Below are 17,526 nucleotides of genomic sequence, written 5' to 3'. Positions count from 1 at the left end.
ACCCCCAGCCCCTCTCCCACTGGCGCGGGAGAGGGGAGCGCAGCACCAAGCCCTCAGGCATCGCACAACGATCAACGGTTGTGCTCGACATTCCACCTGTCATTGCGAGCCGCCGCAGGCGGCGAAGCCATCTCCCGCGACAACGGGATCGACCCCTCACCGTACCCGCCGCTTCCCACTTGTCATTGCGAGCCGCCGCAGGCGGCGAAGCCATCTCCCGCGACAACGGGATCGACCCTCTCAACGCTACCTCTCGCCTGAGCAGGAGATGGCTTCGGGACTGCGCCCCTCACAATGACATGAGAATTGTCCTCGACAAACTGCTCAAATTATAGCCTATCCCGGTTTCAAACATCCGTTGCTAAACCATAACCTTAGCGAATAATCGCTTCAACCAACGGCAATGGCGGCGGCGGCGCGTCATGAATAGTATAGGCGGTGCGCAACTGATCGGCAACTGCCTCAACATCGCTTTGGCGCGCCGCATGAATGGTGAGAAGCGGATCGCCGGCAGCGACGCGCGTTCCGACCTTCGCCCACAAGACCAACCCAACCGCATGATCGATCGTATCTTCTTTGCGCGACCGGCCACCGCCGAGCGCATTCACCGCCAACCCCAACGCCTGCCCGTCAATAGCGGCAACAAACCCAGCCCGTGGCGCCGGCAGCTCGACCTGCACTGGCGCCGTAGGCAGCCGCTCCGGCTCGTCAATCACCGCCGGATCGCCACCCTGATTAACCACCATGGCCCGAAACTTCGCCCACGCCGCACCACTGCGCAACGCTTCGACGAGCATTGTCCGCGCTGCATCAGCATCGGACCGCACCCCAGCCATCTGCACCAGCTCGCTACCCAACACCAGACACAACTCAACCAGATCATCCGGTCCCGTCCCGCGCAGCGCGGCGACGGCTTCGCGCACTTCGAGCGCATTGCCGACCGCAAAGCCGAGCGGTTGCTGCATGCTGCTGAGCACAGCAGCCACCTTGCGCCCGGCGTGGCGGCCAATCGCTACCATGGTCTGGGCCAGCCGGCGCGCATCATCGAGCGTGCGCATAAATGCGCCTTGCCCATATTTGACGTCAAGCACAATGCAATCGGCGCCGGCCGCCAGCTTCTTGCTCATCACGCTGGCGGCAATCAGCGGGATCGACTCAACCGTGGCAGTCACGTCGCGCAAAGCGTAGAGTTTCTTATCCGCCGGGGCCAAATCGCCGCTCTGCGCAGCAACGACCAAACCCAACTCGCGCACGGCGCGGCGAAATTCTTCGGCGCTCAGGTTGGTGCGAAAGCCGGGAATGCTCTCTAGTTTATCAATGGTGCCGCCGCTAAACCCGAGGCCGCGCCCGCTCATCTTGGTCACCGGCAACCCTACTGCCGCCACCAACGGCGCCAGCACCAGCGTGGTCTTATCACCGACGCCGCCGGTCGAATGCTTATCGACGGTCAGCGGAGCAATATCGTGTAGATCGAGCATATCGCCGCTGCGAGCCATGGCCATGGTCAGATCAGCCGTCTCGCGATCGTCCATGCCGCGCAGCACAATTGCCATCGCTAGCGCCGCCATCTGATAGTCGGGAATCTCGCCAGCAGCATATCCTTTGACAACCCAATCAATTTCAGCCGTTGTCAATGCTCTGCCGTCACGTTTGGCGGCAATAATATCAACCATGCGCATCGCGGCCATTCCTTTCCCACCTTGCGCAGCGCTTCAACCTGCGCGCAACTCGCGGATCGCCTGTGGCACCAATGGTAACAGATCGCCGGCCACCACGCCGGCATCACCCATAGCTGCGCGGGCCTTGGCCCCAGCAGCGCCATGCAGATAGACACCCAACGCCGCAGCCGCAAATGGCGCACACCCCTGCGCCATCAACCCGGCAATGAGGCCGGCTAGCACATCACCCGAACCGGCAGTCGCCAAGGCCGGATTAGGGCCATCGTGAATCAGGGTATGGCCATCAGGCGCTGCGATCACCGTTGTCGCCCCCTTGAGCACCACCGTCTGCCGCCAGCGTTGGGCCGCCTCCGCCGCCACCGCCACCGTATCCGGCGTCAACTCGGTCACGCCGAGCAACCGGCGCATCTCGCCGGGGTGCGGCGTCAATACGCACCGTTCAGGAGATAACCGCTCGAACCAGCCGCTGGCGCTCGCCAGTAGATTGAGGCCATCGGCATCGATCACCGTCGGCGGCAATTCGACCGTTTTCTGCGGCAAATGCGCTATCGCTTCACCCACCGCCACAAACCCCACTCGCGCCCGGCTGCGCACCTGATCGAGACCAAACAGGCGCAACACCAACTGGCGGGTCACCTCAGCTTGGCCCAAGCCCGGCCCGATCAACAACGCCTGATACCGCGGCAAATCGTCGGCCAGCTCATCGACCGCCGCCGGCCCGATCGCCCCCCAATCGCCTTCGGCCACCGGCAGCAACGTCACTTCCGGCGGCACCTTGGCCAGCGCCAACACATTGCGCCCAGTCGCCAAGGTGACCAAACCAGCGCCCGAACGTTGCGCGCCGGCGCATGCGAGCGCCGCGGCGCCGGGGTAATTGATCGAACCAGCCAGCACCAGCACCTTGCCAAACACCCCTTTGTGCGCATCAGCCGGCCGTGCCGGCAGAAATGAGCGGGCCTGCGTTGCCGTCAACAATTCACTCATCGTCACTGCCTCATCTAAAGAGCCTAAACCAATCGGCGCAACCACGATCGTGCCGGCATAGCCTCGTCCGGGCCAGAGCAACAAACCACGCTTGAGCAAACCGGTCGCCACCGTCAGATCGGCCCGGATGGCGACGGTTGCCACTTGCCCATCATCGGCCGCTACACCGCTCGGTAGATCGATTGCTACCACGCGCAGATCGGCGCGCTGCGCGCGGGCAGCATTAACAGCGGCAATGATCGCGGCCAGATCGTCTGCCGGCGGGCGGGCGCCGGTGCCGAGCAGACCATCGAGTACTAACGTCGCTGCGGCAAGCATAGCCCTCAGCAACGTCCCATCCGCATCATCAGCCGCGTGTACTTCACGGATACCGCGCGCGCGGCAGGCCAGCAGGTTATCATCAACCCGGTTGCGCCGCCAGCAATAGAGCGTCACCTGCGCGTCGGCATCGGCCAAATGGCGAGCGGCAACCAGCGCATCGCCACCGTTGTTGCCGGGACCAACCAGCGCCAGCACCGTCCGCCCGGCCCACGGCGCGCAATGAGCAAGCGCAGCCTCCGCCACCCCAATACCGGCACGCTCCATCAATACGGCCCAATCACTGCCGGCGGCCACCGCTGCTTCCTCGGCGGCGCGCATCTGGGCCGCTGTCACTACAAACGGCGAAACAGATTCCATGCGCCACTCCACCACACAGGTCTCGCTACAAGCCCCATGCGACCACGCTAGCCAGCGCCAGATCACCGGTATGCGACAGGCTCACCGCCAGCGTTTCAATCCGCAAGGCAGCCGCCGTCTGCGCCGCGATCCCTGTCAGCCGCAACGCAGGCCGGCCCGCCGCTTCACGCACAACCTCAATCTCAAGCAACCCGGCGCGCGGACGATCGGCAATAACTAGCGCGCCTAAGCCACGCAACCCGATCCCTAGCGCCTTGGCACACGCTTCTTTGGCTGCCCACCGCGCCGCCAGCGCCTCGAAACGCAGCGTTCCATCAACGGACACACAATCGGCCTGCTCGGCGGCAGTATAGACGCGAGCGAGAAAGCGCTGGCCATAACGCAGCGCCGCTTGCCGGATGCGCGCCACTTCAATCACATCAACGCCGTGATAGAGCATCATCTTGCGTTATTGCGTCCCGACTAACGACACATCGGCCACCCGCGCATCGTAATCATGCCCATTGGCATAAATCTCAACGCTACGTAAATAACGGTAATCGGGCAACCAGCCTTCATCGCGCAGATCGACCCGAAAGCGCGTCCACGTTGCTGGATCAATTCGCTGATAAAAGACGCCATCGGCACGCACCCGCAACTCCTGATCACTGGCTGCCGTATAGAGGCACACCACCCGCTCTTCGTCAGGGTCAGTGGGACTACTGCGGCGGGCCACAATCCGGATCATAATCGGGCATTCGGTACCACGATCGCCGGCGGCCAACAATGACTGATAATCAATCCGCCCCCAGAGTGAAAAGACCAGCGAGCGGAACTCGGACACGTCAACCCCAGCGCCATTCACCCCCAACGACTGGCGAATACTTGTCACAAACCCGTTGACTTGCCCGCCCGTCCGGTAAAACCATGCCGCAGTCCGCCGGTCTTCGGGCGAGCAAGTGAACGCCGGATTCGGTGGCTGGCAAATCATCGCCAACCGGAAGAAGCCTCGTTGGGGCAGCGGCAGATTCGGCGTCCCTGAGACTTGCCACGTCGTCGCGCGCGGCAGCGTCGGATAATCGGCGCGGGTGGTATTGTTATATTCCGCCTCGGAAAAGAGGGAAAACCCGCCATCACGGATCAACTCCCAGCGCGCCGGCACCGGCAGACCGGGCAAGCCGGCCGGATCCACCTCAACGCGCTGGCCGGCGGCTACCCGCACCGGCTGGCCAACAACCCCATGCACGATCGCGCTGCTGGCACGCACCGCAATATCAGCGATCAGTGCTGGCCGGCCATCACTGCGGATAACGCGCCGTTCCGGCGGGTACAGACCGATGCTATAGCTGCCGCCGGGAGTGAACTCAACCCGCGCATCGCCAACCAATACGGTAAAGCGTACCGTTTGAAACGGCTGATCGGCGCGCAAGTCGTACCGCACATACCCACTGGTCTGTTCCAGCGTGACCTGCAAAGCGCCGCTATACCAGCGGGTGGTGCGCAGTTCGATCAAGCGCAATTCCGCGCCAGCCCACAAATCGAGCTGGCTGCCTTCAAAGAGGCGCAACGAGGCCACTTGACCATACCCGGCGTTCGGCAAGGCGCGCAACACATCGCCTTCACCAAGCTCTTGCTGATCGCGCGTACCCTGAAAGATCGTCCGGCCTGCCGGCTGCCAGACAATACTCTCATTCAGACTCCGCACGACCAATGTCGCCTTCTGCGTATCAGTCGCCGCAAGATACCACTGCCGCACACTCAGCGCTACCAGCGTGACGAGAGTCAAAAACAACCCCAGAAACGCAAACAGGGTCAACCATGCAATGCGCAGGGTGCGGCGTTGAGCAACCAATCGATCATCTGGCACAGTTGTTGTTCCCATACCGTGCATTATACTCGAAGCGACTTATCTGCCGGCAAGCGTCCCCATACCAGCCGGATCACAGAAACTTGAACAAACGTACTTGACAAAACAAGTGTTCGGAAGCTATAATTGCTACATCAGTTCTAGTTTTGTCTGCCGCAGTCCGCCGGGGCCGCGGCCTAATGAAAGGATAGCGGCCATGCGAAGACGCGAGATGTCTGATCGACAAGCGGAAATTTTCGAATACATCGTCAATTTCATCAAAGCGCGCGGCATCTCGCCATCGATCCGTGATATTCAGCACGGTCTGCACATCTCATCGACCTCGGTCGTTTCCTACAATCTCGACGTGCTGGAAAAGTTGGGCAAGATCGTGCGCAACGACAAGATCTCGCGCGGGATCAGCATTCCGGGTTTGTCACCGGCGCTGTTGAGCCAAGAGATCGGGCGCGTGCCCTTGCTTGGCACCATTACCGCCGGTTCGCCCCTGCCCGATCCTGAAGAGATTGACCACAACCGCGCCGAGCAGATCGTGGTCCCAGCCGATGTGGTGCCACCCGCCCGTCTCGACGGGGTCTATGCGCTGAAGGTGCGCGGCCAATCAATGATCGATGCCCTGATCGACGATGGTGATATTGTGTTGCTGCGCCGGCAAGAGACGGCCGAGAACGGTCAGATGGTTGCGGCGTGGCTGATCGACGAAAATGCGGTCACGCTCAAGAAGTTTTATCGCGAAGATGGTCGTATTCGCCTCCAACCGGCCAACTCGACCATGCAGCCGATCTATACCTCACCTAATAATGTGCGCATCCAAGGGCGCGTGATCGGCGTGTTGCGCAGTCTGGTGTAGCCGCCTGCATGCCCCTACTCTTGATCAGTCGCACAGCTATGCGGCAGATCACTATACGAGCAGGCGCAGCGTACACTGGCAGATCCGAGAGTATGTCAGGGCTGGATCATATACGGGCGTACGGGCGGGTTTGAAACCCGCCCGTACATCATCACCCGCCCGTACGCCATCCTATCTCGACCACATCAACTACGGCACCGGCGCTGGATCGATCGGCACCGGCATCGGTACCGGATCGACTGGCATCAGCCACGGATCCACCGGCGGCACAATCCACCACCAGTCGATCCGCACCCACATCAACAGCGCAAGCGCACCTACCGCCGCCACAAATCCCACATCGCTCCAGCGTGGTCGCCAGCGCCGCGCCGGCAAGGCGAGATGCGAGCTGAGCCAGAGCAAGAGAAACGTTCCTAGCCAGAAACCTAATAGAGTGGCGCGATACACCGGCATTAACACTGGCCCCTCCGGCGCATACCGGATGATGCCGACACTAAACTGCGACAAGAAGGGCACAACCACAAAGGGATCGTTTACACTGAAAAACGGCACTTCGGGTTGAAAGGCGGCTGGAATTACGGTTGTCACCGCTACAATCGCGCTAAATGGATTGAGGTAGAGCAGCCATGGCGGCGGGCTTTGGCCCATCGGGTTACTGAATTGCGGCCAAATTGACGCCACTAGCAACGGTACGCCGCACAAGATTAGCGCCAGCGTATAACTCGCAATCGTTGCCGGCGTCGTCCGGCCAAACAGCGATGAACAGAAGATCCCGATCGTGCCGAAAAAGAGCGCGGCGCTGCCTAGCAGCAACACCACCCAAATCAACGTGCGCAACTCGATCCCACCGAAGATTAACACCGTGCTAAACACCGGAATGGACGCCACAATCAACAGCAAGAGATAGCTGAGCGCGCCAATCAGCTTGCCCGCCAGCAGTTGGCCGGGTTTGAGCGGGGTGGCGAGCAGCATATCATAGGTCAACCGTTCCCGCTCACTGCTAATCGCGCCGCTGGTGAGGATCGGCGCCACCAAGACGATGAAAAGCATCTCGGTGAACGCTAAACCCTTAAAAAGCGCCTGCCCAATGTGCGAGCTGAGCACCACTATGCCAGTGCGGGCCTGAAACACCATATACTGGTAGATACCAAACGCACTGAGGATCAGCAGCAATAAAAAGACGGTCAGGATCAGATACGGGCGAAACCCGCGCATACGAGTGCGCGCTTCCCGCACCAGTATCGGATTGAGCAGTGGCCGGCGAATGTGGGTTGCCATACGCATTCTCACCGATAGCTCATGAAGACAATCGTCCCAAGGGCAGCGATGACGTTACCTGCTGCAATGGTGCAGAGTAGTCTTGCCGGCATACTTATCTCCGGCTTCAACTGTTGGTCTGGCCCGTGTCTGCCGTCAAGCGCAAGAAGAGTTCTTCGAGATTTTCACTGCGCGCGCTGAATTCGCTGACCGCGACACCGGCATTGACTAATTCAGCGAGGATCGCGGCGCATTGCTCTTCATTGAGCGCCTCGCTGAAATCGATGATTAGCGCCCGCGGATCGGCGGCGGCAGCGCCGGCGGCGCTCACCAGCGGGTGGCGTTGCAGCAGCGCTAGCGCCAAGACCACATCGCTCTCGCGGGCAATGCGCAACCGCGCCCGCGCGCCGGTCGCTAACTGCTGCTGCACCTCGGCCAGCGGCCCGCTGATGATCATTCGTCCGTGATCGATAATCCCGATCGCGTCGCATACCTCGGCTAATTCGCTGAGAATGTGCGAGCTGAGCATAATCGTCTTGCCCATATCGCGCAAGGTGCGCAGCAGTTCGCGTAACTCCACCCGCGCCCGCGGATCAAGCCCACTGGCCGGTTCGTCGAGCAGCAAGACCGGCGGGTCATGCACTAGCGCATGGGCTAGACAGAGCCGCTGCTGCATCCCGCGCGACAGGGTTTGCACGAATGCGTTGCGTTTATCGGCTAGATCAACGAGTTCAAGCAATTCGTTCACCACTTGCCGCAGCCGCGCGCCGCGCAACCCGTAACAACGGGCAAAGAAGTCGAGATATTCCCACACCCGCAGATCGTCGTAGACGCCAAAGAAGTCAGGCATATAGCCGACCAGCCGTTGCGCGGCGCGCGTCGTCAACCGCTCGCCCAGCAGACGCACCTCGCCTTTAGAGGGAGACAACAAGCCGGCCAAAATGCGCAGCGTGGTAGTCTTGCCGGCGCCGTTGGGGCCAATAAAGCCATAGATGCAGCCCTGTTCCACCCGCAAGTTGAGCCGGTCGAGCGCAACCAGCTTTTTATTGTAGCGATGAGTAAGATCAATCGTCTCTATTGCCAGCGTCATGGCATTCGCCCCTGTATGACCGGATCAACATAGACACACGAAAAGCTCTGACCTTGGTCAAGTCGTTGCAGACGAACCCGTATCACCCCATTGCCGTTGAGAAAGCGCGCCGGTTGCTCAAGGCCGGCGGACAGGTTTTGAATCATCGGATCGATCGACAACGCCTCCCACCGGCCCTGTATCCAATCGTACACTTCGATCCGGCCATTCCAGAAGACATCGGAACGGATGTCAAACTGCAAACTATTGATTTGCAAGCCCTGTAACGATCGCGGCAAGGTAAAGCGTATCACCGCCGGTTGCGGATCCGGCACCAACCCGACTTGATTACCAAAGTAGCACGGACTATTATTACCCATCTGCTCGAACGCAGCAGCAAAGCCGTTGCGCAGCTTGAACTCGCCTGAGATCTGGAGCTGGGCAATACCGCGCACCAGTGCCAGTCGCTGCATCGTTGCGCGTCGATCAACTGGTTCGAGCTGCGCTCTTTGGTCGCTGTACCAACCTAGCACCAGCGGCTGCGTGCCGTATGTGCCCGTGCCATACCCATACAACGCATCAAGGATGCGGCCACGCAGTTGCAACCCCGGCGGAACCGGTTGCCCTATTCGCCCGCTCTCGTCAAATTTCGGGCCATAAATGAGATAACTCAGCATAATGCCTTCAAAAGCATGCACCGGCCGCTCGAGCTGCACCCTGCGTCGTTCGCCCGGCGCAAGAGTCTCGATCAGCGCGAGATAACCGTTATACACTAAGGCCACATCTGCGAGCATTTGGTTGCTGCGGTTGATAACTTCACCCTGCGCCTGATCACCATTGACGGTAATCTGCGCCTCGAGACCGGGTGAAGGTATAATCCGATCAAGCATCACGGATTGTAACGACCATTGCGCCACATCCAACCCTTCTACCACCCGGCCATCAGGCGCTATCTGCACATAGCGTCCATTGGCTGGCGACCCTGCGCTCCACGGTCCCTGCAAGGCAATCGGACGCGCCAACGGCGTTTCCCCATCTGCGCGCAACCGGTAGGTCGAGCGATCGGGCGAAAAGATGCCAATAAAATCACGCTCGCGCGCTAGCCCCGGCTCAGTGGCATCGATCAACGAGATCTGGCTGACGATCACATCGCCGCCGCGCAGGTTGAAACCGACGCCATAAGCAATTGCGGCAAAGATCACCGTAATCGCCGGCACCACCACCCAACCGAGCGCCAACCGATCGAGCCGGCGCAAAACGAGATAGGTGACCGGCCCCACCATAATCAGATAGCAGCCGAGCAGCAAACCAAGCAGGGTAATAGAGGGCAGATCAAGCGCCGGCAAGCTCGTCAATGCGCTCGCCAGATTCTCTTCGATAAAAGTTGAATAGAGCTTTGCGCCGACACCCATTCCCGAGGGAATAAACGCAGGTGGCGGCAAGATGGATTGCCAAAGTTCACGCCAACCGGGCCAATTGCTCAATTCCGGCGTCGCCAGATCGAACGCGAGCACAGTGATAGTACCGTCGCCGTACCATTGGCCAAAGGCTAGCGGCGTTGGGCTATCAAACAATGGCAGGGTGAGCGGATAAACGCGGTGCTGCGCATCATTTCGCGGCGTTAGCGCCAGCAGCGTGAGCGGCGGATCGCTGATCGGCGGCAAGAGATTGCCCAGAGTCACCGGAACGAGATCAGCAGGCAACGACGCCAATATGCGACTGATACCGGCGTCACCATTCACAATCAATGTACCGCCGCGTAAGACCCATGCTTGCAAGGCGCTGCGCTGTGCCGGCGCCAATTCAGCGGCTGCGACATCGGTTAAGATCAGCGCATCAAACGGCGATAAGCCTAGCCCCTCCGCCGGAATGTCGGCCAGCGTTAACGGTACACTCGTGACTTTTATCCCATCCGTCAGTTGGATCGGAAGGCGCACGCCCCGCTCGCCCACGACACCCACCAATAATCCTTCACTGACCGGTTGCAAACGCGCTGACGCCGTGGCGATCTCTTCGTTATTGACCAATACGCGCACCCCCACTTGGCGAGGCACACCCTGTATGTGGAGATAGAGCGTCAATCCTTTGCGACTGCCGCCGGGTAAATCAATGATGGCGCTGTGGAATGGCCCATTCGGAGTGCCGGCCACAATTTCCGCCGTGCGATCAACCCCATTATTGGTCACCTCGATCACGACCGGCAGCCATGTGCCAGCGCGCGCAAAGCCTTGAAATGCGGGCCGCACAGTCAGCGTTACATCGGCATTCTGGGCTGCCGCCGGCGCCAGCCCCGCCGGCCCTATCACCACCAGAAACATCATTACCATGAGCCAACGCCACGCACGCTTGGTCTGCATGCGGCTTCCTCCCTCCAGCAACACCTGCACAGGCATTCCGGTTCAAGGACGTTCCCGGCACGGAAAAAGTTCCCTAAAAACACAACCACGCCAATCCCCAGCGCGAGGAGAGGCGCGGCGCGCAAAGCTGCGGTAGAATAGGGAACGGTTAGCGGCGCATACGGCGCGGCTGATAGCGATCGCGGATCCGAACCCGAATCGGCTCAGGCTGCACCCGACGCAGCGGAATGAACAATCCTCCGGCAATGAGGATGAATGCCGCCAGTAGGATGAGTGTGGTCATATGCGAATCCTTTCCGCTGCGAAGAGGTGAGCACCCGCAGAGGCACGTGCATAGCTTCAGTAGTGAGTAGTATAACGAAAAATTGTTACCACGTCCATACCATTTGGTGGATTTTTAGCGATTTTTCATTTTCGCCATCACGGGTACGAGAAACGTATGCTTGATGCTGACGCTATTCGGGCCGGTTTAGCGCCCGGCGCGACCCTGCCGGCCACTATTCACTGTTACGAACAGGTTGGCTCGACGATGGATCTGGCGCGTACGGCCATTGCGACCCTGCCACCGAGCGCCCTGCCGGTATTGATCGTCGCTGAAGAGCAAACGGCCGGCCGGGGCCGGCTTGGCCGGCGTTGGGTCGCCCCGCCGGGCAGCGCGCTGCTCTTTTCGCTCGGCCTCCGCCCGCCGGCTGCCGTCACGACGACACCCACCGCCTTGATTTGGCTGGCGGCTGTAGCGTTGCTCGAAACGATCGAAGCCGAAACGCCGCTACGCGCTGGACTGAAATGGCCGAATGACGTGTTAGTGCAGACACCCGCCGGCTGGGCTAAAACCGCTGGTATCCTGCTCGAAGGCGGCTGGGATAACGGCACGCTAGCGTGGGCCACTATTGGCTGCGGGATCAATGTCAGCGCCGCGCCTAATCCGCAAGCCACCCTATACCCCGCAACAGCCTTGACGATTGCCGGTGCGCCAGACATTGACCGGCTCGGCCTGTTGCAGGCATTGTTGCGCCGGTATGACTTCTGGTTCCGCCAGTTGCAAGCCGGTGATAGCGATCGGTTGTGGGAGGCGTGGCGCAGCCAGTTGCTTACCCTTGGCCAAACAGTCACGATCACGACCGGGAGTGGCACGATCCACGGCACGGCAGTGGATGTCACGCGCAGCGGCGCATTGCTCGTGCGCACGCCATCGGGCGCAGTGAGCGTGGTTGAGAGCGGCGATGTGGGCTTGATCGGCGGCTAGCAACCCAATTGGCAACCAAACTGCCATCTTCAAACGAAGCCGACGAGCCGAACCCGCAATGCAACCGCAATAAACGCAATACTGCTCTTGATTCGCGCTCACATCAGCCATTTTTCAGCTATCCATCATTGTGTCTGATATTCACGTATTTGGCGTGATATGGTATAGTAACAGTCGGTGTAGAAGATTATCACAAAGATGCCCGATCCGCGTCCGATCGCCGCAATGCGCGACGGTGACAGAAAACCGGGGTGGGTTCTGTATTGCCACGTCGCACAGCCCAAGCGAACGGCATCTGAAATTCGGAGCAGGAGGTTATGTTGGCTTTGCGCAGGCGCATTCTGACCAGCGCCGCTTTCATCATAAGTCTGATTGCTGTAGCCACGATGCTGCGTATTGCCTTTGAATGGCGTCAGGCGCTAGCTGATATTGACGCAATGATTATCACGCCGGTAACGTTGCCTACTGAAGCAAGCGTTGCGCCAACTCCCCAATCGATCACCTCTACCAACGAGATCTATGGCCCGCCGCCGGCCCCTCCGGCGGCGCAGCCAACCGTAGTCCCGCCACCGCCGGTTGACAACCCGCCGGCAGCAACGGCAACCGCTGAAGCACTACGGCTCAGCCGGCCCGAAATGAACATTCTCTTGTTGGGCACCGACGCCCGGCCTGATGATACCGGCCCCACCCGCACCGATGCGATTGTGTTAGTGCATATCGCCCGTGATACCGGGCGCGTCAGTATGCTGTCGATTCCGCGCGATCTCTGGGTGAGTTATCCCACCGGCGGCGAAGGCCGGATCAATGCCGCCTATGCGATTGGCGAGAATCGCTTCGGCCCCGGCGGCGGCGCGGCGCTGGCCAAATCGACGGTGAGCAAGTTGTTGGGCTTGCCAGTTGACTATTTCATCTTGATCAATTTTGAAGGGTTCAAGAAGATCATCGATCTCATTGGCGGGATTGAGATCGACGTTCCCCGCGCCATCTACGATCCGGCCTACCCCACTGAAGACTACGGCACCATTGAGGTCTCTTTCAATGCTGGTCGCCAGTGGATGGATAGCGAGCGCGCGCTGATTTATGCCCGCACTCGCCATGCCGATAGCGATTTTGGCCGCAATCAGCGCCAGCAGCAGGTGTTGATGGCTATTTTCCACCGTATCCGCGACCAAGGGCTGCTCCAGCAATTGACCAGCCTCGATGACTATACCGGCGCACTGCGCGGCTACGTGACCACGGATCTCAGTCGCCGCACCATGCTTGAACTGGCGAATTTTGCCCGCACGATTGATAGCGAGAATATTTTGCGCTACGCGATTGACTCGTCATCGATTGTCGAACTTGGCGGCGGCGCAACCTTCCGCGTTCAACCGCAAGCGTTACGGCGGATTGTCGCCCAGTTCACCGGCGAAGCCGTTTCGACGGCTGGCGGCGAGTAGTGCATTCCTGTGACCGAGCCTTCCGCTTCGACCAGCGTCTTTCGCAACATTGCGCTGGCGGCGTTGCTGATTAGTCTTGGCAACGTCGCCAGCCGCGTGTTGGGGTTGGTGCGCGAGCCGATTATCGCCGCCTACTTCAGCCGCGGTCTGGAAGTTGATGCGTTTACCTTGGCATGGACGCTGCCCAATGCCCTCTACGAGCTGCTGATCAGCGGCGCGGTCAGTGCGGCGCTGGTGCCGGTGTTTAGCGAATACGCCGAACGTGACCGTGATGAGTTCTGGCGCGTCGTTTCCACGGTCATCACCCTCGCGTTTACGATGCTGGTCATCGCCAGCGCACTGCTGGCATGGCAGGCGCCGCTTGCGGTGGCGCTGCTCGTTCGCCCCACCGAATCAGTGTTGCAGGCTGAAGCCGTAGCCTTGGTCGGTTGGCTGCTGCCGGCGGTGACGCTTATGGGGATTTCGGGGATCGTTACCGCTGTGCTGCATGCCCAACGCCGGTTTTTGTTGCCTGCTTTTGTGGCGGCTGCTTTTAACACCGGCATGATTATCGGGATTGTGACGCTAGCGCCGCTGGTGGGGATCAAGAGTCTCGCCGCCGGCACGTTGTTGGGGGCCAGCGCGCAACTCCTTATCCAGTTGCCGGGCTTGCGTGACGCCAAATTGCGCATCCGGTTCGATCTGCGCCATCCGGCTGTGCGGCGCATTTTGCGCCTCTATGCGCCGGTTACGCTTGGGATCGGTTTTTCACTAATCGGTGCGGTCATTGACCGCTGGCTGGCATCAGGGTTTCCGGCGGCGCTTTCGACCATGCGTTTTGCCACCACTTTGATCCAGTTTCCATTGGGGTTAGTCGCTTCGGCGGTGGCGCTGGCCGTCTTGCCAACCCTTTCACGCCAGAGTGCCGCCGGTGACGATCCGGCGTTTCGGGCCACGCTGGCGATGAGTCTTAAGATTGTGTTGCTGTTGATCCTGCCGGCCACCGCCGGGCTAGCCGCGCTCAGCCAGCCGATTACCGCCACCCTGTTCGAGCGTGGCGCGTTTGGCGCCGAAGATACGGCCATCACCGCGCTCGCGCTCCTTGGTTATTTGCCGGGATTGCCGGCAGCCGCGATCGATCAGATGCTGTTGTTTGCCCTCTACGCGCGCAAAAACACTCTCACCCCCAACTTGATCCAAGGCGCAGCCATTCTCTGCTATCTGGCAGTTGCTGTGCCGCTCGCTGAATGGACGTCGCTTGGCTTCTTGGGGTTAGTGCTAGGCAATTCGGCTCAATGGATCGGCCATGCAATCATTACCGCATGGCTGTTACAGCGATCGTTGCCGTTGGGTGGCTTGCGGCTAGGCGAAGCAACGATGAAAGGCGTTATCGCCAGCGGCATCATGGCGTTGGCTGTGAGCGGCATTGCCACACTGGGCCAGAGCTGGCCGCCACTCGTGCAGGTGGCAGTGGCGGCCAGCGCCGGCATCGCGATCTATACGCTGCTTGCCATCGCCTTACGGCTGGAAGCGGCAACCTTTTTACTCAACATCATCCGGACGCGGTTGGGACGGACGCCGTCGTCATAGGAGAGAGCGCTGACGCTATGACGCCCCATACAACCGTTCCTCAAGCGCCTGCATCCGCTCGACGAAGAGCGACAGGAAGCGCGGCGTATCAAACGCTACGACTGCCCGCGCGTTCGGTTGGCGGCCATCTTGGAGCATGAAATCGGCCACGGTCAAGCCCATTGTCAGCGGGCTGCACGTCTCGACAGTGACATGCACATCGGCATAGGTGGCCAGATCGGGCAGAAAGACCAATGCCAACGCCGCCGGGTCGTTGATGGCGCACCCGTCGTACCCAAAGTATCGGCGGTGAAACTCGATGTAAAAACGGGTCGCATCGGCGATAAAGCGCCCGATTGGCTTACCGGCCTGCGCCAACCGGTTGACCTCGCTCTCGTGCAGCCGCACCAGCCGGGTAATATCCCACGGCATAATCACCAGCGGCGCACCCGACGAGAAGACAATCTGGGCCGCATGCGGGTCGGCATACACGTTAAACTCGGCGCGCGACGTAACATTGCCATCGGCCCGCAATACACCACCCATCATGACGATCGCGCGCAACGCACCGGCCAGCCGCGGCTCTTTGCGCAGCGCCAACGCCACATTGGTCAGTGGCCCGACGGCGACTAACGTCACTTCGCCGGGTGCAGCCATCACAGTGCGAATGATAAAATCAACCGCATGCTCATTCGCTGGCTGTAACTGCGCTTCCGGCAGCCGCGCATAGCCTAATCCGCGCTGGCCATGAGTGTCGTGCGCCGTGGTCAGCGGACGCAGCAGTGGCCGGTCGCAACCCGCAAACAACGGCGCCTGCTGGCCGCCGCCCAATTCGAGCACGGCTAAACCATTCGCCACCGCCTCAGCTAAGGTGCAGTTGCCATGCACCACGCTCAAGCCGGCCAGTTCGATTTCGGGTGAAGCAAGCGCTAGTAAAATAGCTAACGCATCATCAATACCGGGATCGGTATCAAGAATGATGCGGTGGGGCGAGGCACTCATAGCGACTCCTTACAAGAGACAAATCGCACCACTGAAACGCTGATTACTATAGCATGGGATGTAGCACACATTGACGCCCTGCAAGGGGCGTGCCATAATGAGCGCGAGACGGCTGCAATAGGAGTTAGCATGCGCGCCTATCTCGATATCGAAACGGCCTACAACGGCGTCATGAGCGTGCTGGGGATCTACCGGCAAGACCGGGGCATCATTCAGTTGGTTGGCGGCGGGATTAGTGATATTGCGCTGTATGATGCGCTGGAACATGTAACGACCATTGTCACGTTTAACGGCAGCGGTTTTGATCTGCCGGTGATCAAGCGCCAGTTGCACGCCGATCTGCGCGCCGAATTCGCCCACCGCGATTTGTTGCACGAATGCCGCCGGCGCGGGTTGCGTGGCGGGTTGAAGGGCGTTGAAGAGAAACTTGGCATTGCCCGCGCCTCTGCCGGACTCAGCGGGCGTGACGCGCCGCGGCTATGGGATCGCTACGAGCAGTATGCTGATCACACCGCCCTGCAAACCTTGCTGGATTACAACCGCGATGATGTGGTGAATTTGGCGTTACTGGAGGCCATTCTTGATGCGAATGGCCCGCTGTTGGCCAATCCCGCCCGCACGGTGAAATTGTGGTAACTCGTCACTGATTTGAATGCCTGTGCAAGATCGCTTACCGATGCAACCACAACTACTTGATGGTCGCTACCAAATTGAACGACTGCTCGGCGAGGGGGGCATGGCCCGCATCTATTTGGGGCGGGATCTGCGGCTGAATCGCCCGGTAGCGATTAAGATTCCCCATCCCCATTTGATGACCGATCCCGACTTTCTGGCCCGCTTTCGCCATGAAGCGCATGCGGCAGCGATGGTGAGCCACCCCAATTTGGTCGATGTCTACGATGTCGGCCAAGATGGCAACCAGCACTATATTGTGATGGAGTATGTCGCAGGGTCAACGCTGAAACAATTGATCAACCGCGAAGCGCCGTTTGCCATCCCGCGCGCAGTGCGGATCGGCGAGCAGATTGCGCGCGGATTGCACGCCGCCCACCGCGCTGGGTTGATCCACCGTGACATTAAGCCACAAAATATTATCGTCACCGATGACGGGCAGGTGCGGATTACCGATTTCGGCGTCGCCAAGAGCCATCTTTCCACCGCGATGACCGAGACTGGCATCACGCTCGGCACCGTTGACTATATCGCCCCTGAGCAGGCGCAGGGCCGCCCGGCAACACCGCAATCCGACATCTACGCGCTAGGGGTCGTTTTGTACGAGATGCTCACTGGCCGGCTACCCTTCACCGGCGACACGCCGGTCGCGGTGGCGATGAAGCATATTAGCGAACCGCCGCCGCCGCCGCGCCAGTACAATCCGCATATCCCGGCTGCGCTTGAGGCGATTATCCTCCGCGCGCTGGCCAAAGATCCGGCCCTGCGCCAGCGCAGCGCGCTTGAATTGGCCGAGGAGTTGCGCTCGTATGAGCAACTGGTGACGCAAGCCACGGTGATCAACCCCGGCGTCGAGCCGCCGGCACAAGGACGGCCCGCCGCGCCGCCACGCCCCGCTCAAG

Annotated in this window: 15 protein-coding genes; 6 read left to right on the top strand and 9 right to left on the bottom strand. The window is 60.3% G+C overall.

All coding sequences use genetic code 11. From position 1 onward, the window contains the following. Positions 1 to 374: 374 nt before the first annotated feature. From U9R81_RS06490 to U9R81_RS06475, 4 genes are read right to left on the bottom strand one after another with little or no spacing between them, the layout of a single operon-like run. Positions 375 to 1,679, bottom strand: coding sequence for a pyrimidine-nucleoside phosphorylase (locus U9R81_RS06490; protein ID WP_416180943.1), 1,305 nt, complete (start codon positions 1,677 to 1,679; stop codon positions 375 to 377). Between the two features lie 33 nt (positions 1,680 to 1,712). Next, positions 1,713 to 3,341 carry an NAD(P)H-hydrate dehydratase gene (locus tag U9R81_RS06485; protein WP_322494692.1) on the bottom strand — a complete coding sequence of 543 codons (1,629 nt, stop codon included), beginning with the start codon at positions 3,339 to 3,341 and terminating at the stop codon, positions 1,713 to 1,715. Between the two features lie 25 nt (positions 3,342 to 3,366). After that, positions 3,367 to 3,780: a holo-ACP synthase gene (acpS, locus tag U9R81_RS06480; protein WP_322494694.1), complete on the bottom strand. Its 414-nt coding sequence runs from the start codon at positions 3,778 to 3,780 to the stop codon at positions 3,367 to 3,369. 9 nt (positions 3,781 to 3,789) lie between these two features. Further along, the gene (locus U9R81_RS06475; RefSeq protein WP_322494691.1) at positions 3,790 to 5,187 is read right to left on the bottom strand and encodes a hypothetical protein; all 1,398 of its coding nucleotides are present in this window, start codon (positions 5,185 to 5,187) and stop codon (positions 3,790 to 3,792) included. Positions 5,188 to 5,383: 196 nt separating this feature from the next. Here U9R81_RS06475 and lexA point away from each other — a divergent pair, with 196 nt between their 5' ends. After that, positions 5,384 to 6,034 (top strand): transcriptional repressor LexA, encoded by a 651-nt coding sequence (gene lexA / locus U9R81_RS06470; protein WP_322494690.1) that lies wholly within the window; start codon positions 5,384 to 5,386, stop codon positions 6,032 to 6,034. A gap of 189 nt (positions 6,035 to 6,223) precedes the next feature. On the opposite strand, the gene U9R81_RS06465 is transcribed toward lexA, so the two are convergent. From U9R81_RS06465 to U9R81_RS06450, 4 genes are all read right to left on the bottom strand, one after another. Further along, on the bottom strand, positions 6,224 to 7,312 hold the full coding sequence (locus U9R81_RS06465) for an ABC transporter permease (protein ID WP_322494689.1): 1,089 nt from the start codon (positions 7,310 to 7,312) through the stop codon (positions 6,224 to 6,226). 106 nt (positions 7,313 to 7,418) lie between these two features. After that, entirely contained in the window at positions 7,419 to 8,381 is a 963-nt protein-coding gene (locus U9R81_RS06460; RefSeq protein ID WP_322494688.1) for an ABC transporter ATP-binding protein, read from the bottom strand. Beyond that, positions 8,378 to 10,717 (bottom strand): hypothetical protein, encoded by a 2,340-nt coding sequence (locus U9R81_RS06455; RefSeq protein ID WP_322494687.1) that lies wholly within the window; start codon positions 10,715 to 10,717, stop codon positions 8,378 to 8,380. Before U9R81_RS06455 ends, U9R81_RS06460 begins: the two co-directional genes overlap by 4 nt. Positions 10,718 to 10,865: 148 nt before the next feature. After that, positions 10,866 to 11,000, bottom strand: a complete 135-nt coding sequence (locus U9R81_RS06450) for a hypothetical protein (RefSeq protein WP_322494686.1) — start codon at positions 10,998 to 11,000, stop codon at positions 10,866 to 10,868. Between the two features lie 156 nt (positions 11,001 to 11,156). On the opposite strand from U9R81_RS06450, the gene U9R81_RS06445 reads away from it, so the two are divergent. From U9R81_RS06445 to murJ, 3 genes are all read left to right on the top strand, one after another. Then, positions 11,157 to 11,963 carry a biotin--[acetyl-CoA-carboxylase] ligase gene (locus tag U9R81_RS06445; protein WP_322494685.1) on the top strand — a complete coding sequence of 269 codons (807 nt, stop codon included), beginning with the start codon at positions 11,157 to 11,159 and terminating at the stop codon, positions 11,961 to 11,963. Between the two features lie 317 nt (positions 11,964 to 12,280). Beyond that, entirely contained in the window at positions 12,281 to 13,402 is a 1,122-nt protein-coding gene (locus U9R81_RS06440; protein ID WP_322494684.1) for an LCP family protein, read from the top strand. Between the two features lie 9 nt (positions 13,403 to 13,411). Continuing rightward, positions 13,412 to 14,971 (top strand): murein biosynthesis integral membrane protein MurJ, encoded by a 1,560-nt coding sequence (gene murJ / locus U9R81_RS06435; protein ID WP_322494683.1) that lies wholly within the window; start codon positions 13,412 to 13,414, stop codon positions 14,969 to 14,971. A 15-nt stretch (positions 14,972 to 14,986) separates the two neighbouring features. Here the strand turns inward: murJ and U9R81_RS06430 are convergent, their stop codons facing one another. Beyond that, positions 14,987 to 15,952 carry a nucleoside hydrolase gene (locus U9R81_RS06430; protein WP_322494682.1) on the bottom strand — a complete coding sequence of 322 codons (966 nt, stop codon included), beginning with the start codon at positions 15,950 to 15,952 and terminating at the stop codon, positions 14,987 to 14,989. A 129-nt stretch (positions 15,953 to 16,081) separates the two neighbouring features. Here U9R81_RS06430 and U9R81_RS06425 point away from each other — a divergent pair, with 129 nt between their 5' ends. Together U9R81_RS06425 and U9R81_RS06420 are read left to right on the top strand one after the other, a co-directional pair. Next, complete coding sequence (locus tag U9R81_RS06425; protein WP_322494681.1) at positions 16,082 to 16,588, top strand: ribonuclease H-like domain-containing protein; 507 nt, start codon at positions 16,082 to 16,084, stop codon at positions 16,586 to 16,588. A 40-nt stretch (positions 16,589 to 16,628) separates the two neighbouring features. Then, positions 16,629 to 17,526: protein kinase domain-containing protein (locus tag U9R81_RS06420; protein WP_322494680.1), on the top strand; the 898-nt coding region annotated here is incomplete at its 3' end.

Source organism: Chloroflexus sp. (assembly GCF_034435895.1).
In the GTDB taxonomy this organism is placed as follows: Bacteria; Chloroflexota; Chloroflexia; order Chloroflexales; family Chloroflexaceae; genus Chloroflexus.
Note: the sequence above shows the minus strand (reverse complement) of the source record. Positions and strands in the feature narration are given on the sequence as shown.

Excerpts from the sequence above, each read along its gene's own strand:
- U9R81_RS06490 (WP_416180943.1), bottom strand. The coding sequence starts at position 1,679 with ATGCGCATGGTTGATATTATTGCCGCCAAACGTGACGGCAGAGCATTG.
- U9R81_RS06440 (WP_322494684.1), top strand. The coding sequence starts at position 12,281 with ATGTTGGCTTTGCGCAGGCGCATTCTGACCAGCGCCGCTTTCATCATA.
- lexA (WP_322494690.1), top strand. The coding sequence starts at position 5,384 with ATGCGAAGACGCGAGATGTCTGATCGACAAGCGGAAATTTTCGAATAC.
- U9R81_RS06425 (WP_322494681.1), top strand. The coding sequence starts at position 16,082 with ATGCGCGCCTATCTCGATATCGAAACGGCCTACAACGGCGTCATGAGC.
- U9R81_RS06450 (WP_322494686.1), bottom strand. The coding sequence starts at position 11,000 with ATGACCACACTCATCCTACTGGCGGCATTCATCCTCATTGCCGGAGGA.
- acpS (WP_322494694.1), bottom strand. The coding sequence starts at position 3,780 with ATGCTCTATCACGGCGTTGATGTGATTGAAGTGGCGCGCATCCGGCAA.
- U9R81_RS06445 (WP_322494685.1), top strand. The coding sequence starts at position 11,157 with ATGCTTGATGCTGACGCTATTCGGGCCGGTTTAGCGCCCGGCGCGACC.
- U9R81_RS06460 (WP_322494688.1), bottom strand. The coding sequence starts at position 8,381 with ATGACGCTGGCAATAGAGACGATTGATCTTACTCATCGCTACAATAAA.
- U9R81_RS06455 (WP_322494687.1), bottom strand. The coding sequence starts at position 10,717 with ATGCAGACCAAGCGTGCGTGGCGTTGGCTCATGGTAATGATGTTTCTG.
- U9R81_RS06430 (WP_322494682.1), bottom strand. The coding sequence starts at position 15,952 with ATGAGTGCCTCGCCCCACCGCATCATTCTTGATACCGATCCCGGTATT.
- U9R81_RS06485 (WP_322494692.1), bottom strand. The coding sequence starts at position 3,341 with ATGGAATCTGTTTCGCCGTTTGTAGTGACAGCGGCCCAGATGCGCGCC.
- U9R81_RS06465 (WP_322494689.1), bottom strand. The coding sequence starts at position 7,312 with ATGGCAACCCACATTCGCCGGCCACTGCTCAATCCGATACTGGTGCGG.